We start from the raw sequence: 20033 nt of genomic DNA on the forward strand, positions 1-20033 counted from the left end.
GCTACGCCGCGCGGCCGACCGAGGCGTCGAGATGCTTCAGCCGCGGCAGCACCTCCTGCTTCAGCAGCCGCAGCGAATTGTGCCAGGCCTCGGGCTTGTGCTTGTAGTCGAAGCCGAACACCAGCAGCACGCCGAAGCCGCCGACCTCCTGGTAGATCTTCTCGATCTTCTCGGTGACGGTCGCGGGCGAACCGACGATCCAGTTGTTGCGGGCGCAATATTCGACGGTGACTTCGCTGTCAGGCACGTCGGGCGAGGCTTTCAAATAATCCTTGAAACCGAAGTGACCGAGCAAGGGGAGAAAATACTCACCCATCATCCGGCCCATCATGTCGCCGGTCGAGAGCTTCCACGCCTCCGCATCAGTGTCGGCGACGAACACCTCGCGCACCATGCGCCAGTCCTTGCGGCTCGGCTTGCGGCCAGTCTTGGCGGCGCCGGCTTCCACTGAGTCCCAATGGCTGCCGACATAGGCAGGATTGAGATTGAGGCTCATCGGAATGAAGCCGCGTTCACCGGCGAGCTTCAGCGTGTCCGAGTTCTTCGACAGGCCGGCGACGCCGATCGGCGGATGCGGCGCTTGCTGCGGCTTGATATGCGGTTTGAGGAAATCGAACATCGTGTCCGGCTTGGTCACCGTCCAGAACTTGCCCTTGTGGGTCCACGGCGCCGGCTCGGTCCACATTTTCAGGATGATTTCGAGCGCCTCGCGGGTCATGTCGCGGTTCTGGCCCGACATGCCGTCGACGTTGAACATCGCCCAGTCGCTCGGCAGGCCGCTAGCCGCGACGCCGAAGTTCAATCGCCCGTTCGAGATGTGATCGAGCATCGCAACGCGGTTCGCGAGTTCGGCGGGGTGATGATAGGGCAGGAGGAAACCGCCGGGGCCGATGCGCAGAGTCTTGGTCTGCAGCAAAGCCTGCGCGACCAACAGATCAGGCGACGGGTGCGGCTCCCACGGTGCGGTGTGATGCTCGCCGATCCAGGCTTCCTGGTAGCCGAGCTCGTCCAGCCAGCGCAGCACCCGCAGGTCCCAGTCGTGGCCCTCCTTCAATCCGCACTCCGGCGGATGCGACGGCATCGCGAAGTATCCGAGTTCCATGGGTTTCCTCTCTTTGTCTGATGCGCGTCTTCCGCACGCGATGGAAGAGTACCCGCCATGGCCGCGGCAGAACAATGGCCTTGTCGCATGCAGCCGGGCCGGGATTATGCGTAGGGCGTATCCTTCAGCATGGCCGCGATCCCCGAAAAGCTTCGCTCCATGATCTGGAGGAAGGCCTCGCGTGACGATGCGGCCGATCTGCGGGCCTTGTGCGCGCGAAGCCCTTCCGCATAGGCGACGGTGATTGCCGTCACCACCATCGAAGCGGCGAGCCGGGCATCGGCGTCGGCGAGCGGCCGCTTGATCGCGCCCGCCAGCACGGTCGCGAGATCATCGATGAACTCGTCACGCATCTCGCGCGCCCGCGCCGCGAGCGCCGGGCTCTCTGCGACGGTGCGCCAGAATTTCGCCGTTGCATCGGTGAATTTCGCGAACGGATGCGCTCGATCCGCCAGGCTCTGCACCAGCTTGCGCAGGGTCACGAGCGGCGCCTCGCCGGGTGCTCGCTCGGCAAACGCGGTCTTCAGAATCTGGCGGCTTTCCTCTTCGCGGTCGAAGAACAGATCTTCCTTGCGCGGAAAGTAATTGAACACCGTCATCCGGGAGACCTCGGCGGCCTCGGCAATTTCAGCCACCGAAACATTGTCGAAGCCGCGTTCCAAAAACAGCTCGGTGGCGACGTCCGAGATCGCCTGACGCGTCGCATACTAAATATTATACCCAGTATAAAAATATGGTGACGGCGTGACGCGTGAACGAACGGATGTGGTGGTGGTCGGCGCCGGGCCGACCGGACTGCTGCTGGCGATCGAATTGACCCTGGGCGGCGCCGACGTGGTCGTCATCGAGCGGCTGAGCGAGCCCGACCAGACCATCAAGGCCGGCGCGATCGGCGCCCTCGCAGGCGAGGCACTGGAGCGCCGCGGCCTTGCCGACGCGATGGATGCGGTCGAACGCGCCATGGCGGAGAGCATGTCCCGCCTCATGAAGGGCGCGGACGGCCAGAGCGAACTGCCGTTCAAGAAATTCGGCGGTCACTTCTCCGGCATTTTCCTGATCGACCAGACACGGCAGCACGAGCCGGACCGACGGCTGCGCGGCGTGAACCAGCAAGCCCTGGAGAAGATGCTGGGCGAGCGCGCCCGGGCGCTCGGGATCGAGATCAGGCGCGGCTGCGAGCTGATCGATTTTGGGGATCACGGAGACGGCGTCGTGGCGCGGACGACGGGTGCGTCCGGCGATGTCGAGCTGCACGCCGCCTATCTCGTCGGCTGCGACGGCGGACGCAGCGCGGTGCGCAAGCGCGCCGGCTTCGACTTTCCCGGCACCGACCCGACCCTCACCGGACACCAGGCCATCGTCGAGCTGGATTATCCGGATCGACTGCTGCCAGTCGGCTGGCGGCGAACGCCGGTCGGCATGATGGCGTATGGACCGATTCCCGGCCGGGTGTTCCTCGCCGAGTTCGACGGGCCGCCGGCCGATCGCAGCGCACCCGTGACGCGCGAGGAGATCGAGACCACCCTGCGCCGGATCAGCGGCGCCGACGTCCGCGTCACCGCCGTCAAGACCGCCACGCGCTTCACCGACCACGCGCGGCAGGCCACCGACTATCGCAGGGGACGTATCCTGTTGGTGGGCGACGCGGCGCATGTGCACTCGCCGTTCGGCGGGCAGGGCTTGAATCTCGGCCTGCTCGATGCAGTCAACCTCGGCTGGAAGCTTGCGGCGGTTGTCTGCGATCGCATGCCGGAGAGCCTGCTGGACAGCTATACGGAGGAGCGGCATCCGATCGCGGCGAAGGTGCTCGCCAACACCCGCGCCCAGGTCGCATTGATGCGGCCGGATGCCATGACCGACGCGCTGCGCGACATCGTCGCGGAGCTGATGAGCCTCGACGAGGGCACCCGCTACTTCGGCGAAATGATCAGCGGCATCAAGATCCGCTACGACCTCGGCAGCGATCATCCGCTGGTCGGCCGGCTCGCCGGCAATTTTGCGCTCGGCGACGACGGCGCGGCAACGACGCTGTTCGATCAGATGGAGGACGGCAGGGCCGTGCTGCTCGATGCCACGGGCAGCGCTGCGTCAGCGATCGCAGCCCACTGGGACATCTTTGTCCGATGCATGCCAAGACGCAGCGGCCCTTCGCTGCTGATCCGTCCGGATGCCTGCATCGCCTGGGCGGCCGACGACGCCGATACGATGGGCCTCGACGCCGCGCTGGTGCGATGGTTCGGGCCCGCCACGCATTGACCTCGCAGGCGAGGCGCGCGGTCAGCGCGCCCCGAACGTGGTCTTGCCGAACAGCGCCTTCTGCGTCGAGGGCTGCGAGCGCCAGTATTGCGGCGGCGCGTTCACCTCGCCGCCGAGCTCGGCGGCGGCGTGCCAGCCCCAGCGCGGGTCGTAGAGCATGCCGCGGGCGAGCGCGACCATGTCGGCCTTCCCTGAGGCGACGATCTCCTCCGCCTGCTTCGCTTCCGTGATCAGGCCAACCGCCATCGTGGTGACGCCAGTCGCCTCCCGCACCGCCTGCGCCGCCGGCACCTGATAGCCGGGTGCGAGCGGGATCTTCTGCAGCGCCGAGACGCCGCCGGAGGAGACGTCCATCCAGTCGACGCCGCGCTTCTTCAACTCCTTCGTATATTCGATGGTCTGCGCGACGTCCCAGCCACCCTCGACCCAATCGGTCGCCGAGACCCGGACGCCGACCGGCTTGCGATCGGGAAACACGGCGCGCACCGCATCGAACACTTCCAGCGGGAAACGCATCCGGTTCTCGAGCGAGCCGCCGTAGCGATCGGTGCGCTTGTTGGCGAGCGGCGACAGGAACTGGTGCAAGAGATAGCCGTGCGCGCTGTGCAGCTCGATCGCGTCGATGCCGAGCCGGTCGGCCCGCTTTGCTGAGGCGACGAAGGCCTCGCGGATCCGCTTCAGGCCGGCATCGTCGAGCGCGACCGGTGCGGCCTCGCCTTCCTTGTGCGGGACATCAGACGGCGCCACCGTCTGCCAGCCACCCTCGGCAATCGGGATCAACTGCCCGCCTTCCCAGGGCCGCTGGCTCGAGGCCTTGCGGCCGGCATGGGCGAGCTGCATCGCGACCGCCGCCTTCGAATGCTTGCGCACCGAGGCCAGGATCGGCTTCAGCGCCGCCTCATTGGCATCGCTGTAAAGCCCGAGGCAGCCCGGCGTGATCCGCCCGATATCCTCGACATGAGTGGCCTCGATACAGAACATCGCGGCGCCCGACAGCGCCAGCATGTTGATATGGGTGAAGTGCCAGTCGTTGGCGGAGCCGTCGATCGCCGAATATTGGCACATCGGCGCGACCATGATGCGATTGGAGAGTTTCAGGCCGCGCAGTTCGATCGGAGAAAACAGGGTGCTCATGTGGACGGTATCCGGGATCGGGGAAAGGGCACGGTTAAGATAGAGGCGGCGGCCGCGATCACCAACCGTCCGGACGGCCACGCGGGCCGGGACGCAGATCAGCAATGCGATCGCGCCGCCCCTTCGGCGCGGCGGATCAGTCCACCAGCGTGAACTGCAGCAGCAGATTGCGCTGGATTAGTGAGAAATTGTCGTCCGAGATCATGGTCAGCACGGTCTCGCCCTCCGCGGTGACATGGGCGTCGATGCCTTCCATGTTGTCGATCTCGTTGCCGAGATCGGCGTTGAAGATCGCAGGGCCATCGACGATGGCGCCGGGCGCGATGTCGGACAGCGCGAGGCGGCGGATGCGGATGCCGACGCCACCGAGCCAGGAGAACTTCCGCTCGAGGATCAACAGTTCGCCCGACGGCAGCAGCACCGCGTCGCTGATGTCGAAATTCTCGGTGCGGCGCACGCTGAACTGCCCCGGCGTCTTGCCGCCGACCAGGAAGGCGATCAGATTGCCGCTCGCATCGAGCCCGCGCTCCGAGAACGCGATCAGCGTGCCGGCAAGCGGCTGGCCTTTCGGCACGAACACCAGCGCCTCTAGCCCCTTGTTGTTGGGCAGCTTGCGCGCCGCCGCCGGCAGCGGCACCACCTCGCCGCGCGACCGGGTAAAGCCCTTGGAAAAATCGTAGCGCAGCACCTGGTTGACCCGCTCGAGCCCGACATAGGCGAACGAGCCGTCGAGCGCGAGCGATTCCGAATCGTACCAGCCGCGCGTCGCGGTGATCGGCCTGCCGTCGGAGGCGAGCAGCGGCGCCGCCTCGACATCGTCGAGCCCGGCCATCTCGCGGCCGCGATAGACGATGCGGCCGGTGAACCAACTGCCCTGATCGCTGACCGCGATGAAGCGCTCGCCCTTGGGATCGAGCCGCAATGCGGAGAGGCCGCCGAAGCCGGAGAACGACGAGGTCAGGATCAGGCCGCTGCGATATTCCAGCGCGCCGAACCGCGTGCGCGCACGATCGCGGATGTCGAACGACGGCAGCGGCCGCGCATTGACCTCGACCGCGACAGGTTCGTCCACGCGATGACGGCCCGGCCTGCCGGATGGTCCCGGCGTCAGCGGCGGCTCGGTGGCGCTCTGTGCCTGCGCGAGACGCGGCAGCGCGGCCGCCGACAGTCCCGCCGCCATATCTCGAAGGAAACGGCGGCGGCTAAGGTGTGAGCGCATATCTCACGAGTGGAGGCGGCGCCGGGTGCCTTGAGCGGGCGCCGAGCCGTGGGTCTCGCTGAACAGCTCGGCGAGCTTTTCGGTGATGGCGCCACCGAGTTCTTCGGCGTCCACGATGGTGACGGCGCGGCGATAGTAGCGCGTGACGTCGTGACCGATGCCGATCGCGATCAGCTCGACCGGCGAGCGGGTCTCGATCTCTTCGATGATGTGACGCAGGTGCCGCTCCAGATAGTTGCCCGGATTGACCGACAGCGTGGAATCGTCGACCGGCGCACCGTCGGAGATCATCATCAGGATGCGGCGCTGCTCGGGACGCGCCAGCAGGCGCTTGTGCGCCCAGTCGAGCGCCTCGCCGTCGATGTTCTCCTTGAGCAGGCCCTCGCGCATCATCAGGCCGAGATTTTTCCGCGCGCGACGCCACGGCGCGTCGGCGGACTTGTAGATGATGTGGCGCAGATCGTTGAGGCGGCCGGGATTGGCCGGCTTGCCGGCGGCAAGCCACGCCTCGCGCGACTGCCCGCCCTTCCAGGCGCGGGTGGTGAAGCCGAGAATCTCGACCTTGACGCCGCAACGCTCCAGCGTGCGCGCCAGGATGTCGGCGCAGGTAGCGGCGACCGTGATCGGACGGCCGCGCATCGAGCCGGAATTGTCCAGCAGCAGCGTCACCACGGTGTCGCGGAAGGTCGCCTCCTTCTCATGCATGAAGGACAGCGGGTGATAGGGATCGGTCACGACGCGCGACAGCCGCGCCGGGTCGAGGATGCCCTCTTCGAGATCGAACTCCCAGGCGCGGTTCTGCTGCGCCATCAGGCGGCGCTGCAGGCGGTTGGCAAGCCGCGCCACGATACCCTGCAGATGCGCGAGCTGCTTGTCGAGATAGGAGCGCAGCCGCTCCAGCTCGTCATGATCGCAGAGATCCTCGGCCGCGATCACCTCGTCGAACTTCGGCGCGAAGGCATGATATTCCGGACCGCGCGGCTCGTTCTGGCCGCGTGAATTCGGCCGCGTCGCCTCGCCCGGCGTCTCATCGTCGCCGAGCTCGCCGTCGTCAAACGTATCGCTGGTGGAGGCCTGCGCGCTCTCCATCGCGCTTTCGCTCATCTCTTCCGCCGTCGTCTGCGCCTGGTCGGCGCTCATCTCCTGCGCGGCATCGGAATCGGGCGAACCCTCGGCACCGGACTGATCGCTCTCGCCGTCCTGGTTCTCGTCCTGATCGTCGTCATCGTCGGAATCCATGTTGCGGTCGTCGCCGAGGTCGAGCGCCGACAGTAGATCATGGACGAGGTCGCCGAACTTGGCCTGGTCCTCGGTGAAGCGGCTGAGCTTGTCGAGCCGCGAGCCGATCTTGTCCTCCAGCGTCGGGCGCCAGAGATCGACCATCTTCTTGGCGGCCGCGGGCGGCGCCATGCCGGTCAGGCGTTCACGCACCAGCATCGCCAGCGCGTCCGACAACGGCGCATCGGCGCGGTCGGTGATCTCGTCATACTTGCCGCGATGGAAATGATCGTCGAGCATCGCGGTCAGGTTCTTCGCAACGCCGGACATCCGTCGCGAGCCGATCGCCTCGACGCGCGCCTGCTCGACTGCCTCGAACACGCCGCGCGCCTGCGGATTGCCCGGCATCAGCTTGCGATGCACCTTGGGATCGTGACAGGCGATTTTCAGCGCGATCGAATCGGCATGGCCGCGCACGATCGCCGCATCGCGCTTGGTCATCTTGCGCGCCGGCTCCGGCAGCCGCGCCTTGCCGGGCGCAAGCCCCGGCCGCTCGGCGGCGAAGCTGACTTCGAGCTCCGGCTTCTTGGCGATCGCCTTCAGGCACGCCGACACCGAGCGCTTGAACGGCTCGGTCGGCGCTTCCTTCGACCCGGGACGGAATTTGATATTGGAGGTTGTCATAGTGATTTCGTAAGCCAGTGGCGCGTGACGCCGCCGGGATACCCCTCAATCGAACCGAACTCTTTATATCCGTTGGCGCGGTAGAAGCCCGGCGCCTGGAAGCTCATCGTATCCAGATAGGATCGCGTCGCCCCGAAGCGCCGCGCCTCGTCCTCGATCGCCTTGATCAGCTTCGCGCCAAAACCCCTGTTGCGAAACTTTTGCTCCATCCAGAACAACTGGATGAACAACACCGCGGTCCAGACCTCGCCGACGATGCCGCCGACGATCTCGTCGCCTTGCCGCAGCGAGATGGCGAAGCGCTTGTACTTCTGCTTCCCCATCTTCTCGTGGTTGTAGCGGAGCAATCCGCCGAGCACCGCCTTCTTCGTCTGTGTGACTGTGCGCTCGACGGAGATTTTCGGCATGGACTAGCTGAGCGCCACGTTGACCGAGGATTCCGGCAGCTCGACGTTGAAGCAGCGCTGGTAGAACTCGGCGACCAGCGGCCGCTCCAGCTCGTCACACTTGTTGAGGAAGGTGACGCGGAACGCGAAGCCGATGTCGTTGAAGATGTCGGCGTTCTCGGCCCAGGTGATCACCGTGCGCGGGCTCATCACCGTCGACAGGTCGCCATTGGCGAACGCGTTACGGGTGAGGTCCGCAAGTCGCACCATCTTGTTGACGATGTCGCGGCCTTCCTGCGTGCGATAGTGTTTCGCCTTGGCCAGCACGATCTCCACTTCCTCGTCATGGGCGAGGTAGTTCAGCGTGGTGACGATCGACCAGCGGTCCATCTGGCCCTGGTTGATCTGCTGGGTGCCGTGATAGAGGCCCGAGGTGTCGCCGAGGCCGACCGTGTTGGCGGTCGAGAACAGGCGGAACGCCGGATGCGGCTTGATCACCTTGTTCTGGTCGAGCAGCGTCAGGCGGCCGGAGACTTCCAGCACGCGCTGAATCACGAACATCACGTCCGGGCGGCCGGCGTCGTATTCGTCGAACACCAGCGCGATATTGTGCTGCAGGGCCCAGGGCAGGATGCCGTCGCGGAATTCGGTGACCTGCTTGCCCTCCTTGACCACGATGGCGTCCTTGCCGACGAGATCGATACGGCTGATGTGGCTGTCGAGATTGACGCGCACGCAGGGCCAGTTGAGGCGGGCCGCAACCTGCTCGATGTGGGTCGATTTGCCGGTGCCGTGATAGCCGGTGACCATCACGCGGCGGTTCTTGGCGAAGCCGGCGAGGATCGCAAGCGTGGTGGCGCGGTCGAAGCGATAATCGCTGTCGACTTCCGGCACGTGCGGATCGACTGCGGAATAGGCGGGAACTTCCAGATCGCTATCGATCCCGAAGACCTGCCGAACCGACACCTTCATGTCGGGCATTCCGACGGGTTCTTGCTCTTTGGTCTGGACGGCGGTCGTCATTCATCCTCCGAGGTCCCGGGCATTCCCGAAACCAGATTAGGTCATTTGGCTGCGGATGGGGTGCTTCGCACAAGCCTAGCAGAGAGCAACGGCCGGCAGAAGCCCGCGGGCAAATCAAAGTTTCGTTGTTCTATCATAAAGATAGGAGTGAAACTCGGTTTTTGGAAGGCTGCCCTGCAAATCCCGCCGTACTTTCGCCGCAGCGCCAATGCGGCCTGCCCGGCCGGGCACTTTTCAGCCCGGCGGGGAGTTGATAGCTCTCAGATCGATATCACCGCCACATGGGAATTTTGTGACTTCATTCCTGGACCCCTTGATTGCGTTCGTTTCAGCCCATGCCTGGCTTGCCTATCTGACCCTGTTTCTGGCCGCCTTGCTGGAGGCGGTGCCGGTGGTCGGCTCCCTGGTGCCGGGCTCGACCATCATCCTGGCGCTAAGCGCACTGGTGCCGGGCGGCGAATTGAAGCTCTGGCCGGTGCTCGCCGCGGCGGCTGCCGGTGCGATGCTCGGCGACGGCACGGCCTATATGATCGGCCACCGCAGCCAGCGCGAGATCCTCTCGGCCTGGCCGCTCTCCAATTATCCGCGCGTGGTCGCGCAGAGCGAGGCCTTCTTCAACCGCTGGGGCGTGCTCGCGGTGTTCTTCGCCCGCTTCGTGCCGCCGATCCGCGCCTTCGTGCCGATCACGGCCGGTGCGCTCGACATGCCGCCGGCGCGCTTCTACGCGGTCAACATCCCCGCGATCCTGCTCTGGGCGCCGGCGCATGTACTGCCCGGCGTGCTCGCCGTCACCGCGCTGCACGACTATGCCGGGCTGCCGCATCACGAGCATGTCGGCAAGCATCTCTGGATGTTTGCGGTGGCGGGCGGCGCCGTGATCCTGGCGCTCGCGATCTGGACCATCCGCCGCCGCCATGGCGGCAGCCTGATCGAACCGGCCAAGCCGGCCAAATAGCTAGATACTGTTGGTCGCGCCGGCCCGCCCGGGCGCCGGGCCGACATAGCGCGCGCGAGGCCTGATCAGCTTGCCGAGCTGAAGCTGCTCGCTGGCATGCGCGATCCAGCCGACGCTGCGGGCCATCGCAAACAGCGCCAGTTCGCTGCCCGCCGGCATCCGCAGCGCATGCACCAGCACCGCCAGCGCGTAATCGATGTTGACGAATTCGCCGGTCGCCTCCGCGATCCGCTCGGGCACCTCCCGGGTGAATTTGCGCGGTGCGCCGGCCCGCGTCAGCGCCTCGAGCAGCGAGATCGCGCGCGGGTCGCCCTTCTTGTAGACGCCGTGCCCGAAGCCGGCGAACCGCTCGCCCAGCGCGACGCGCTCGCGAACGACCGGCGCAACGTCGTTGTCGATCATTGTCCTGACCAGGCGCGAAGCGAGCACGCCGGCGCCGCCATGCATCGGCCCCTTCAGCGCGACGAGCCCCGCAATCACCGCGTCGTACAGATTGAGCCCGGTCGATGCCGCGCAGCGCGCGGTGAAGGTGGAGGCGTTCAGTTCATGTTCGGCGAGCAGCACCAGCGCGCGGCGGATCAGATCGGGCGCGTGCTTGTTGTCCGATGTCCAGACCCGCGCCACCTGCTCGTGCAGCAGGTCCGCCGATGGCGCCGAGTTCAGCATCGTCGCGACCAGCAGCCGCAGAATGCGCCCGCCGACCATCGCGCGGCCGTCGGGCGCACGCGTGAAGGCGCCGGGATCGGCGCTTGCCGCCAGCGCCAGCACGGCGACCGTGCGGTCGATCGGCTGGGCGCGGCGCGCGGCCTCCGCGATCGCGCGCATTTCATCCGAGACATGCGGACAATTGTCTGAGGCGAACGGATCAACGCCGGTGACGTCCCAGAGCAGCGTCGCGGTGTGCTCCAGCGTGTCGCGCTCGGCCAGATCGACGCAATTCACGCCGCGATAGATCGGGCCCTGCTCGGTGATGGTGGCGATCGCCGAATCCATCACCGGCAGGTCGGCGTCGAAATTGCGCAACCCGCGCGGCTCCGGCGACGGCACGCGGCGCTCCTTCAAGCCCCGGATGTCCTCGGCGCGGTAGCGGTGGCTGCGCGAATCCGGCGATGGCTCGGAGCGGATCAGCCCGCGGCTGACATAGGCGTAGAGGGTCGCCGGCGAGATCGCGAGCTCGGCGGCGGCTTCCCGGGCGGAGAGGTAAAGCTCGACGGATTTTTTCATATTGATTGATATAATCAAGATTGATCAACTCGTCGAGAGGCCCGACCTTGAAGGCGTGAAGCAAGGAGATCGGGCCATGAATGTGCATCTCACCAAGAGTCAGATCGGTCTGGACGGCGTTCCCGCCGCTGAGACCGTGTTGAGCCATGTTGACGGCGAGCGCGGCGAACTGATCATCGCCGGCGAGCACGTCGCCAACCTCGCGGGCAAGTCGAGCTTCGAGGGCGTCACGGCGCGGCTGTGGAACGGCGCCACCGGCAAGTCGCTGAGCGAGGCCAATGTCCGCGCCAGCCTCGGCGCCGCCCGCGAGCGCGCCTTTGCGCGGCTAGAGGACCTGCTGCCGGCGACCTGCGGCATGTCGATCGGCGACGGCTTCCGCGCCGCGATCGCAGGGCTGCGCGGCGAGAACGGACTGGAGCACGAGGCGACCATTGTCGGCGCCTTCCCGGTGATCGCCGGCGCCCTGGTCCAGCGTGCCCGGGGCAGCGATCCGATCGCGCCCGAGGCGAATGCCAGCCACGCCGCCGACACGCTGCGGATGCTGCTGGGCCGCAAGGCCGCGCCGCGCGAGGTCGCCGCGCTCGACGCCTATTTCGTCACCGTCTGCGATCACGGCATGAACGCGTCGACCTTCACCACAAGGGTGATCGCCTCCACCCAGGCCGACCTGTTCGCGGCCATCACCGGCGGCTATTGCGCGCTGACCGGGCCGCTGCATGGCGGCGCGCCGGAACCGGTGCTCGAGATGCTGGATGCGATCGGCACGCGCGAGCGCATCAAGCCCTGGGTCGACGACGCGCTGGCGCGCGGCGAGCGGCTGATGGGGTTCGGCCATCGCGTCTATCGGGTGCGCGACCCGCGTGCCGACGTGCTGAAGGTTGCGATCGAGCGCCTGGAGGCCGACGGCGCCGACCTGCCGTTTGCCGGCGAGGTCGAGGCCTATATCCGCGGGGCATTGCGCAAGAAGAACCCGGAGCGGCCGCTCGAGACCAATGTCGAGTTCTTCACCGCGATCCTGCTCGACGGGCTGAAAATCCCGCGGCAGGCGTTCACGCCGATCTTCGCCGTGGCCCGCGCCGCGGGCTGGACCGCGCACGCCCTGGAGCATCGGCGCACCGGACGGCTGATCCGGCCGAGCTCATCCTATGTCGGGGCAGTGCCGAAGGGCTGAACGCTAAAGGGCTACGAGGCTCTTCTCCTTCCCCCTGAACGGGGGAAGGTTGGGATGGGGGTCAGCCGCAGATGACGGTGTTTGTGGAGAGAGCAGATCCCCACCCGCTTTGCTCTGGCGAGCAAAGCGACCTCCCCTTTTCAAGGGGAGGTGCGAAACGGCGCATTTTCACAAGTGCGACAGAGGCAAAAACTCAGGCCTCGCGCACCACAGTCTTCAGGTAATTATACGCCTTGATGATCTCGATCAGGCGATCCTCGGTGGAGCGGTCGCCGCCATTGGCGTCGGGATGGTGCTGCTTCACCAGCGCCTTGTACTTCGCCTTCACGTCTTCCAGCGTCGCGCCGGCGCCGAGCCCCATCACCAGAAGCGCCTTGCGCTCGGCATTCATGACCTTGCGGGTCTCGGGCTTCGGCTCCGCGCCGCCCGGTCCGGGGCGCCAGCGGCCGCGGCCGTTGAGCTCGGAGAACACGTGGAACGGATCGGAGGCGGCGTCGAGACCGTCGTCGCCCTTCTTGCCGCTGTTGGCGCCCATCTTCCAGGTCGGGCGATGGCCGGTCAGCGCGTCCTTCTGGTAGCGCGCGACATCGTCGGGATTCATGCCCTGGAAGAAATTGTAGGACTGGTTGTACTCGCGGACGTGATCGAGACAGAAGTGCCAGTATTCGCGCGAATTCTCACGCCCCTTCGGGGCGCGGTGCGCACCCTTGTTCTGGCAACCCGCCCACTCGCAGGTCACAGCCTGCTCGCCGGCCTGCGCCGTGCGCTTCGCACTCACCTTGGTCGGCTTGATGCGAATGGAGTCGAAGAATTTTGATGAATCGATCGGCATGTTCTCTTTGACTACGCAATGCACAATTCTTCAAGTCTTGACATTGCGCAGACCTCGTTTCCCGCTTGCACCATTGACGAAAAGCCGTCGCGGACCTAACTCCGCCGCCATGAGCACCAAAGACACTATCATAAACAAGTTGCGTGAAGCTTTCTTGCCCGAAAGCCTCGACGTGGTCGATGAGTCACATCTGCATGAAGGCCACGCCGGCCACAGGCCAGGCGGCGAGACGCATTTCAGGGTATATATTGTGTCTCCGGCCTTCGAAGGGAAGAGCCGGATCGAACGCCATCGCATGATAAATGCGACGTTGGCGCAGGAACTCGCCGGCTCGGTGCACGCGCTGGCGATCCATGCACACGCCCTCGGGGAAAAGCCGCGCTAGTTCGCGCTGGCCTCAAGACGCCGCCACAGTTTTCCTTTATTGAGGACGGATACTCGGCGACGGACCTGCTCCATATGCGGGCAGGTCAGCGTATCGCATCGCCACCGATCTACGTGGGGCCGTTGATGATCCCTTGCTGGCCACGCCTCCGGTCGATCGCAACCGCCGCCGGCCTGCTCCTGATCTGCGCAATGCGCCCGGCCGCGGCGCTGGATATGCCGAGCCCGTTCGTCCAGGAGGTGCTGATCAAGAGCATCCTGGTGTCGCTCAACGATGCGGTGGCGGCGAACAATTTCACCGTATTCCATGCCAAGATCTCAAAACCGTTCCGCGACCAGTTTCCGCCCGACAAGCTGAAGACGATCTTCAAGGACCTGGTCGACAAGCACGCCGTGTTCGACGCCGTGGTCGCCAGGCCGATCGTGCTCGATGAGGACGCCAAGATCGACGAAAAGGGCGTGCTGCGGCTGAAGGGCCATTTCGACACCACGCCGAAGCAGGTGAAGTATCAGCTCGGCTTCATCGCCTCCGACGGCGCCTGGAAGCTGTCGGGCATCTCGATCGATATCGAGTAGCTCTGGCGTGCCTATCAGACCCGTCATCTTGAGGAGCGCGTAGCGCGTCTCGAAGGATGCACGGCCAACAGCCGGGCCGTCGACCCTTCGAGACGCGCGCGATGCGCGCTCCTCAGGGTAACGAGACTAGCAGCCAGCCAACTCAAACTAAAACGCCGTCCCCGCCCGCTTCGGCTTCTTCTCGTCGTGCTCGGCCTCGCGCGGCACTGCGACGATACGCAGCGCCGTGATGCGGTTGCGCTCGCGGCGGAGCACGCGGAAGCGGAAGCCGTGGAAGGTGAAGCTCTGGCCGCGATCGGGAATCGAGCGCGCCTCATGGATCACGAGGCCGGCGACCGTAGTCGCCTCCTCGTCCGGCAGGCGCCAGTCCATGGCGCGGTTGAGATCGCGGATCGGCACCGAGCCATCGACCACGACCGAGCCGTCCGGCTGCGCACGGACACCGGCGACGACCACGTCGTGCTCGTCGGAGATGTCGCCGACGATCTCCTCCAGAATATCTTCCAGCGTCACCATGCCTTCGACCTCGCCATACTCGTCGACCACGAGGGCGAAGTGGGTCTTGCGGCGGCGGAACGCCTTCAACTGCTCGGAGACCGGGCGCATCTCCGGCACGAACCACGGCGGCAGCGCGATCGCGGAGGCGTCGATCGCCGACATGTCGCCCTCATTGGCGCGGATTGCGCGCAGCAGATCCTTGGCGTGCAGCACGCCGACGATGTTCTCCGGCTTCTCGCGCCACAGCGGGATGCGGGTGTATTCGCTGGCCAGCACCTCGCGCACCAGTTCCTCGGGCGGCAGGTCGGCGTTAACCATGGTCATCTCGGTGCGGTGGACCATCACGTCGGAGACCTGCAGCTCGCTCAGGTCCAAAAGGCCGCCGAGCATGTCGCGGTCCTGCTTCTCGACCTTGCCCTCGTGATGCAAGAGATCGACCGCGCCGCGCAAACGCTCGGTCGGCGACAGCACCGCCTGATGCGCCCCGACCTTGATACCGAGCAGCTTCATCAGCGCCAGCACGATGGTCTCGATGATGGTGAGCAGCGGCCCCAGCACGAAGATCGTCAGCCGCATCGGCCGCGCGACCAGCAGCGAGATGCGGTCGGGCGCGTTGATCGCGATGGTCTTGGGCAGCACCTCGGCGAACACCACGACCATCACGGTCATGACCGCGGTGGCGTAGAGCACGCCGACATCGCCGAACCAGGCGGTGAACACGCCGGTCGCCAGCGCCGAGGCGCCGATATTGGCGATGTTGTTGCCGAGCAGCAGCGCGCCGATCATGCGCTCGCGCATGTTGATCAGCTTCGAGACGACGCCGGCATCGCTGTTGCCCTGTTTCGACAGCCGCAGCATGCTGGCGCGCGAGGCGCCGGTCAGCGCCGTCTCGCTCGCCGCGAAGAACGCGGAGATGAAGAGACAGACCAGCACGATCGAGAAGGTTAACCAGCCCACTGGCGTGATCCGTGGTTTAGGCCTTCAGCTTGGCTTGCAGGAAGTCGCGCACCAGCTGTGGCTCGACATTGTTGGCGATCACGGCGCGGCCGACCGCCTCCAGCAGGATGAAGGTGAGCTTGCCGCGCTTGACCTTCTTGTCCTGCGCCATCAGCGCCAGCAGCGCGTCGGCGTCGGCGAGACCTTCCTGCGTGAAGCCTGCGATATCCTGCAGCCGCGTCGGCAATCCTACCGCGGACAGATGACGCGCGATGCGGGTGGCATCATCAGACGAAATCATGCCGAGCTGCGCCGAGAATTCAGCCGCAAGCACCATGCCGACCGAGACGCCCTCGCCATGGAACAGGCGGTCGGAGAAGCCGGTCGCCGCTTCCAGCGCATGACCGAAAGTGTGACCGAGATTGAGCAGCGCGCGCTCGCCGGTCTCGCGCTCGTCGCGGGAGACGATCGCGGCCTTGGCACGGCAGGAGGTTGCGATCGCGTGCTCGCGCCCGGCGCCGCCTGTGAAGATGTCTGCGTGATTCTTTTCGAGCCAGGCGAAGAAGGCCTCGTCGCCGAGAATGCCGTATTTCGCGACCTCGGCGTAGCCGGCGCGGAACTGGCGCGGCGACAGCGTGTCGAGCACCGAGGTGTCGGCGATCACCAGCACGGGCTGATGGAACGCGCCGATCAGGTTCTTGCCCTGCGGCGAGTTGATGCCGGTCTTGCCGCCGACGGAGGAATCGACCTGCGCCAGCAGCGAGGTCGGCACCTGCACGAAATCGACGCCGCGGCGCAGGATCGCGGCCGCGAAGCCGGCGAGATCGCCGACCACGCCGCCGCCGAGTGCGATCACCAGATCGTTGCGCTCGATCTTCGCCCCGACCAGCGCTTCGCTGACCTGCGTCAGGGTCGCATAGCTCTTCGAGCCCTCGCCTTCCTCGACGACGATCCGTGAGGTCGGCACGCCTGCGGCTTTGAGCGACGCTTCGGTCGGCTCCAGCCAGTGCTTGGCGACGGTGCGGTCGGTGACGATGGCGGTACGCACGCCGGGCCGCAGCGCCGCGACGCGCTCGCCCAGCGATTGCAGCACGTCGCGGCCGATGACGATGTCATAGGCGCGGTCGCCGAGCGCGACATCGACGGTAACGGAGGCGGAATGTTTCAAGGGCGCAGTCATGAGGTCGCGTTCAATCCATCAGATGGTGGCTCGTCCGCCGGGCGCGCGCCGCACAGATGCGCATGCAGGGCCTCGAGGCATTCGTCGACGATGCGGTCGTGCGGCACGTCGCGCGAGGCGATCGTCAGGTCGGCGTTTTGGTAAACCGGCTCGCGCTCGCTGAGCAGCCGGTTGACGGTCGCCTCGGGGTCGGCGGTATGCAGCAGCGGACGATCGGCGCGGCGGCGGACCCGGCGCATGATGATATCACTGTCGGCCTTGAGCCAGATCGAGATCGCGCGGTCGCGAATCCGGTTGCGGGTCTCCTCGCGCATGAACGCGCCGCCGCCGGTCGCGAGCACGATCGGGCCAGAGTCGAGGATGCGGGCGATCACCCGCGCCTCGCCGTCGCGAAAATAAGGCTCGCCATGGGTCTCGAAGATCTCCGGGATCGTCATCCTCGCCGCCGCCTCGATCTCGGTGTCGGCGTCGGCGAACGGCAGCTTGAGCCGCGCCGCCACCCGCCGTCCGATGGTCGACTTGCCGGCCCCCATCATGCCGACCAGCACGATCGACCGCGTCCCCAGCGCGGCCGCAATGTCGGCCTCCAGGGTCGGGTGGGTGGGCGCCGGGACGGCTGCGTCGGACATCAAAAAGCTCGGATATTGGGACGAATTGTTCAGAATTCGAGCCACCTATACTACCCCCGGCGACACCGTTACCAGCGACTCTTGCAACGGCGCGGGGAACATGTTGGATGATTTCATTGGTTAATTCGCCGCCTGAGTCGCCTCCATGCCCAGCCTGTTCCGCTTCCTGACGGTCGTCGCCGTGATTTTCGGGATCGGCTACGGTATCGTCTTCGCGCTGGCGAATTTCGTGACCCCGAAGCCGCGGGAAATGAGCCTGACCATCCCGCCGGATAAGTTCCTCAAGAAATAGGCGCTATGAGTCTTGGCATGCGCGCTTCCGCCAAGATCACCAAGACCCCCGCACAGGCTCCGGCCAAGACGGCTCAGCCGAAGTCCTCCGACGCCAAGCTGACCGCGTTGTTCCTCGACATGCTCGCCGCGGAACAGGGCGCAGGCCGCAACACGCTCGACGCCTACCGGCGCGACCTCACCGACTTCTCCGACTACCTCGCCCATGCCGACACCGACTTCACAGGCGCCGACACCGAGAGCCTGCGCGGCTACCTTGCCGACCTCGATACCAGGGGCTTCAAGTCGTCGAGCGTGGCGCGGCGGCTGTCGGCGATGCGGCATCTCTACCGCTTCCTGCTCAACGAGCGGGTCCGCGGCGACGATCCAGCCGCGATCCTGTCCGGGCCGAAGCGCGGCCGCGGCCTGCCCAAGGTGCTGTCGATCGCCGATGTCGACCGCATGCTGACCCGTGCCAAGGAACTGACCCAGACCGACGTCTCGCCGGCGCAGCGGCTGCGCGCGCTGCGGCTCTATTGCTTGCTCGAGGTGCTCTACGCCACCGGCCTGCGCGTCTCCGAGCTGGTGTCGCTGCCGGTCTCCGCCGCGCGGCGCGATGCGCGGATGATCGTGGTGCGCGGCAAGGGCAACAAGGAGCGGCTGGTGCCGCTGAACGACGCCTCGCGCCACGCGATGGCGGACTACCTCGCGGCGAGCGAGGTGATACAGCCGAAGGCGAAGAAGGCCGCGCCGTCGAAATGGCTGTTTCCGTCCTCCGGCGAAAGCGGTCACCTGACCCGGCAGCATTTTGCCCGCGACCTGAAGGAGCTTGCCGCCGCCTCCGGACTGGCACCGCGACTAGTCTCCCCGCACGTGCTGCGCCACGCCTTCGCCAGCCATCTGCTGCACAATGGCGCGGACCTGCGCATCGTGCAGACCCTGCTCGGCCACACCGACATCTCGACCACCCAGATCTATACCCATGTGGTCGAGGAGCGGCTGAAGAGCCTGGTCCGCGACCTGCATCCGCTGGCCGAGAAATCGTAGGCGTCCGTAGCCCGGACGCAGCGCAAGCGAAATCCGGGGACGCTCCACCCGCGGGTCGACTTGCCCCGGATTGCGCTTCGCTTCATCCGGGCTACATGGACCGGAGACATCGATATCGTCAGCTGATCCGCCTTGACTTCGGCGGCATCTCCGCAGAAACAGCGTCACCTGCCTGCGATCCCGAAGCGTGCATTCTGCCCGGATGTGCGTTAACCGATTGAAGTTACAAAACTTCTCTTCTCTACGCCGAAACCGCTTCGCCCCTCGCACCCTTCCTTCCTATATTGAGTTGATGCCCGACCCGATGCGCAGCTATCTCGACTTCGAAAAACCCGTCGCCGAGCTTGAATCCAAGATCGACGAGTTGCGAGCGCTTGCCGCAAGCGGCAGCGACATCGGCGACGAGGTCGCACGGATCGAGGACAAGGCGGCGCAGGCGCTCACCGAGCTCTATGCCAACCTGACGCCGTGGCAGAAGACGCTGGTGGCGCGGCATCCGCAGCGGCCGCACTTCACCGATTTCATTGGCGGCCTGATCACCGAATTCACGCCGATGGCCGGCGATCGCAAATTTGCCAACGACGAGGCCCTGATCGGCGGCTTCGGCCGCTTCCGCGGCGAGAGCATCTGCGTGGTCGGCCAGGAGAAGGGCGCCACCACCGACAGCCGCATCAAGCACAATTTCGGCATGGCGCGCCCCGAGGGCTACCGCAAGGCGGTGCGCCTGATGGAGATGGCCGACCGCTTCGGCATCCCGGTGCTGTCGATCGTCGATTCCGCCGGCGCCTATCCCGGCATCGGCGCCGAGGAGCGCGGCCAGGCCGAGGCGATCGCGCGCTCGACCGACGCCTGCCTCTCGCTCGGCGTGCCCAATGTCGCGATCGTCACCGGCGAAGGCATGTCGGGCGGCGCCATCGCCATCACCACGGCCAACCGCGTGTTGATGATGGAGCACGCGATCTACAGCGTGATCTCGCCGGAGGCGGCATCCTCGATCCTGTGGCGCGACGGCACCAAGGCGCAGGAAGCCGCCAACAGCATGAAGATCACCGCCCAGGACATGCTGCGCTTCGGCGTGATCGACCAGATCCTGAGGGAGCCCTCGGGCGGCGCTCATCGCGACCCCGCCGCGATGATCACGACCACGGGCGATGCCATCGCCCAGGCCCTCAACGACCTACGAAATCTTGATCCGGACGCGATTCGCAAACAGCGGCGCCAAAAGTTCCTCGATATCGGCCGCAAGCTCGGCTGAGGCGCCCAAACCGCCGGATTTTTCGCCCAAATCGCCTGATTTTGCCGTAATTGG

At 66.0% G+C, this 20033-nt stretch carries 20 protein-coding genes; 8 read left to right on the forward strand and 12 right to left on the reverse strand.

Annotation, left to right across the window (positions count from 1 at the left end):
* Position 1: 1 nt before the first annotated feature.
* Complete coding sequence (locus tag G6P99_RS46125) at positions 2-1102, reverse strand: LLM class flavin-dependent oxidoreductase (protein WP_029079603.1); 1101 nt, start codon at positions 1100-1102, stop codon at positions 2-4.
* A 104-nt stretch (positions 1103-1206) separates the two neighbouring features.
* Complete coding sequence (locus tag G6P99_RS46130; RefSeq protein WP_246709432.1) at positions 1207-1737, reverse strand: TetR/AcrR family transcriptional regulator; 531 nt, start codon at positions 1735-1737, stop codon at positions 1207-1209.
* A 109-nt stretch (positions 1738-1846) separates the two neighbouring features.
* On the opposite strand from G6P99_RS46130, the gene G6P99_RS46135 reads away from it, so the two are divergent.
* A complete protein-coding gene (locus G6P99_RS46135; RefSeq protein ID WP_198031138.1) occupies positions 1847-3358 on the forward strand; it encodes an FAD-dependent oxidoreductase in 1512 nt (503 codons plus the stop codon).
* Positions 3359-3379: 21 nt separating this feature from the next.
* On the opposite strand, the gene G6P99_RS46140 is transcribed toward G6P99_RS46135, so the two are convergent.
* The 5 genes from G6P99_RS46140 to cobS form a co-directional block, all read right to left on the reverse strand.
* Positions 3380-4492, reverse strand: coding sequence for an NADH:flavin oxidoreductase/NADH oxidase (locus G6P99_RS46140; protein ID WP_029079601.1), 1113 nt, complete (start codon positions 4490-4492; stop codon positions 3380-3382).
* A 136-nt stretch (positions 4493-4628) separates the two neighbouring features.
* Complete coding sequence (locus G6P99_RS46145) at positions 4629-5711, reverse strand: esterase-like activity of phytase family protein (RefSeq protein ID WP_029079600.1); 1083 nt, start codon at positions 5709-5711, stop codon at positions 4629-4631.
* A 3-nt stretch (positions 5712-5714) separates the two neighbouring features.
* Positions 5715-7613 (reverse strand): cobaltochelatase subunit CobT, encoded by a 1899-nt coding sequence (gene cobT / locus G6P99_RS46150; RefSeq protein WP_029079599.1) that lies wholly within the window; start codon positions 7611-7613, stop codon positions 5715-5717.
* Positions 7610-8020 (reverse strand): GNAT family N-acetyltransferase, encoded by a 411-nt coding sequence (locus tag G6P99_RS46155; RefSeq protein ID WP_029079598.1) that lies wholly within the window; start codon positions 8018-8020, stop codon positions 7610-7612. The genes cobT and G6P99_RS46155 overlap by 4 nt, the downstream gene beginning before the upstream one ends.
* Positions 8021-8023: 3 nt before the next feature.
* On the reverse strand, positions 8024-9022 hold the full coding sequence (gene cobS / locus G6P99_RS46160) for a cobaltochelatase subunit CobS (protein ID WP_029079597.1): 999 nt from the start codon (positions 9020-9022) through the stop codon (positions 8024-8026).
* Positions 9023-9314: 292 nt separating this feature from the next.
* On the opposite strand from cobS, the gene G6P99_RS46165 reads away from it, so the two are divergent.
* A complete protein-coding gene (locus G6P99_RS46165) occupies positions 9315-9977 on the forward strand; it encodes a DedA family protein (RefSeq protein WP_029079596.1) in 663 nt (220 codons plus the stop codon).
* On the opposite strand, the gene G6P99_RS46170 is transcribed toward G6P99_RS46165, so the two are convergent.
* Positions 9978-11201 (reverse strand): citrate/2-methylcitrate synthase, encoded by a 1224-nt coding sequence (locus G6P99_RS46170; protein WP_029079595.1) that lies wholly within the window; start codon positions 11199-11201, stop codon positions 9978-9980.
* A gap of 76 nt (positions 11202-11277) precedes the next feature.
* Between G6P99_RS46170 and G6P99_RS46175 the strand changes: the two genes are divergently transcribed.
* Complete coding sequence (locus G6P99_RS46175) at positions 11278-12372, forward strand: citrate synthase/methylcitrate synthase (protein WP_029079594.1); 1095 nt, start codon at positions 11278-11280, stop codon at positions 12370-12372.
* Positions 12373-12565: 193 nt separating this feature from the next.
* On the opposite strand, the gene G6P99_RS46180 is transcribed toward G6P99_RS46175, so the two are convergent.
* A complete protein-coding gene (locus G6P99_RS46180; protein WP_029079593.1) occupies positions 12566-13204 on the reverse strand; it encodes a J domain-containing protein in 639 nt (212 codons plus the stop codon).
* Between the two features lie 109 nt (positions 13205-13313).
* Between G6P99_RS46180 and G6P99_RS46185 the strand changes: the two genes are divergently transcribed.
* Positions 13314-13589: a BolA family protein gene (locus tag G6P99_RS46185; RefSeq protein ID WP_029079592.1), complete on the forward strand. Its 276-nt coding sequence runs from the start codon at positions 13314-13316 to the stop codon at positions 13587-13589.
* A gap of 125 nt (positions 13590-13714) precedes the next feature.
* Positions 13715-14164, forward strand: coding sequence for a hypothetical protein (locus G6P99_RS46190; protein WP_029079591.1), 450 nt, complete (start codon positions 13715-13717; stop codon positions 14162-14164).
* A 147-nt stretch (positions 14165-14311) separates the two neighbouring features.
* Here the strand turns inward: G6P99_RS46190 and G6P99_RS46195 are convergent, their stop codons facing one another.
* The 3 genes from G6P99_RS46195 to G6P99_RS46205 are packed head-to-tail and all read right to left on the reverse strand — an operon-like array spanning position 14312 to position 17407.
* Complete coding sequence (locus G6P99_RS46195) at positions 14312-15619, reverse strand: HlyC/CorC family transporter (RefSeq protein ID WP_029079590.1); 1308 nt, start codon at positions 15617-15619, stop codon at positions 14312-14314.
* A gap of 16 nt (positions 15620-15635) precedes the next feature.
* The gene (aroB, locus tag G6P99_RS46200) at positions 15636-16778 is read right to left on the reverse strand and encodes a 3-dehydroquinate synthase (RefSeq protein WP_029079589.1); all 1143 of its coding nucleotides are present in this window, start codon (positions 16776-16778) and stop codon (positions 15636-15638) included.
* Positions 16775-17407 carry a shikimate kinase gene (locus tag G6P99_RS46205; RefSeq protein WP_029079588.1) on the reverse strand — a complete coding sequence of 211 codons (633 nt, stop codon included), beginning with the start codon at positions 17405-17407 and terminating at the stop codon, positions 16775-16777. The genes aroB and G6P99_RS46205 overlap by 4 nt, the downstream gene beginning before the upstream one ends.
* Positions 17408-17552: 145 nt before the next feature.
* On the opposite strand from G6P99_RS46205, the gene G6P99_RS46210 reads away from it, so the two are divergent.
* From G6P99_RS46210 to G6P99_RS46220, 3 genes are all read left to right on the forward strand, one after another.
* Complete coding sequence (locus G6P99_RS46210; RefSeq protein ID WP_035976483.1) at positions 17553-17699, forward strand: hypothetical protein; 147 nt, start codon at positions 17553-17555, stop codon at positions 17697-17699.
* Positions 17700-17818: 119 nt separating this feature from the next.
* Complete coding sequence (gene xerD, locus G6P99_RS46215) at positions 17819-18724, forward strand: site-specific tyrosine recombinase XerD (RefSeq protein ID WP_414645609.1); 906 nt, start codon at positions 17819-17821, stop codon at positions 18722-18724.
* Positions 18725-19016: 292 nt separating this feature from the next.
* Complete coding sequence (locus G6P99_RS46220; RefSeq protein ID WP_029079586.1) at positions 19017-19979, forward strand: acetyl-CoA carboxylase carboxyltransferase subunit alpha; 963 nt, start codon at positions 19017-19019, stop codon at positions 19977-19979.
* Positions 19980-20033 lie beyond the last annotated feature (54 nt).

The organism is Bradyrhizobium sp. 6(2017) (genome assembly GCF_011058295.2).
Classification (GTDB): domain Bacteria; phylum Pseudomonadota; class Alphaproteobacteria; order Rhizobiales; family Xanthobacteraceae; genus Bradyrhizobium; species Bradyrhizobium septentrionale.

Excerpts from the sequence above, each read along its gene's own strand:
- G6P99_RS46125 (WP_029079603.1), bottom strand. The coding sequence starts at position 1,102 with ATGGAACTCGGATACTTCGCGATGCCGTCGCATCCGCCGGAGTGCGGA.
- G6P99_RS46140 (WP_029079601.1), bottom strand. The coding sequence starts at position 4,492 with ATGAGCACCCTGTTTTCTCCGATCGAACTGCGCGGCCTGAAACTCTCC.
- G6P99_RS46145 (WP_029079600.1), bottom strand. The coding sequence starts at position 5,711 with ATGCGCTCACACCTTAGCCGCCGCCGTTTCCTTCGAGATATGGCGGCG.
- cobT (WP_029079599.1), bottom strand. The coding sequence starts at position 7,613 with ATGACAACCTCCAATATCAAATTCCGTCCCGGGTCGAAGGAAGCGCCG.
- G6P99_RS46155 (WP_029079598.1), bottom strand. The coding sequence starts at position 8,020 with ATGCCGAAAATCTCCGTCGAGCGCACAGTCACACAGACGAAGAAGGCG.
- cobS (WP_029079597.1), bottom strand. The coding sequence starts at position 9,022 with ATGACGACCGCCGTCCAGACCAAAGAGCAAGAACCCGTCGGAATGCCC.
- G6P99_RS46170 (WP_029079595.1), bottom strand. The coding sequence starts at position 11,201 with ATGAAAAAATCCGTCGAGCTTTACCTCTCCGCCCGGGAAGCCGCCGCC.
- G6P99_RS46175 (WP_029079594.1), top strand. The coding sequence starts at position 11,278 with ATGAATGTGCATCTCACCAAGAGTCAGATCGGTCTGGACGGCGTTCCC.
- G6P99_RS46180 (WP_029079593.1), bottom strand. The coding sequence starts at position 13,204 with ATGCCGATCGATTCATCAAAATTCTTCGACTCCATTCGCATCAAGCCG.
- G6P99_RS46185 (WP_029079592.1), top strand. The coding sequence starts at position 13,314 with ATGAGCACCAAAGACACTATCATAAACAAGTTGCGTGAAGCTTTCTTG.
- G6P99_RS46190 (WP_029079591.1), top strand. The coding sequence starts at position 13,715 with ATGATCCCTTGCTGGCCACGCCTCCGGTCGATCGCAACCGCCGCCGGC.
- aroB (WP_029079589.1), bottom strand. The coding sequence starts at position 16,778 with ATGACTGCGCCCTTGAAACATTCCGCCTCCGTTACCGTCGATGTCGCG.
- G6P99_RS46205 (WP_029079588.1), bottom strand. The coding sequence starts at position 17,407 with ATGTCCGACGCAGCCGTCCCGGCGCCCACCCACCCGACCCTGGAGGCC.
- G6P99_RS46210 (WP_035976483.1), top strand. The coding sequence starts at position 17,553 with ATGCCCAGCCTGTTCCGCTTCCTGACGGTCGTCGCCGTGATTTTCGGG.
- xerD (WP_414645609.1), top strand. The coding sequence starts at position 17,819 with ATGCTCGCCGCGGAACAGGGCGCAGGCCGCAACACGCTCGACGCCTAC.
- G6P99_RS46220 (WP_029079586.1), top strand. The coding sequence starts at position 19,017 with ATGCCCGACCCGATGCGCAGCTATCTCGACTTCGAAAAACCCGTCGCC.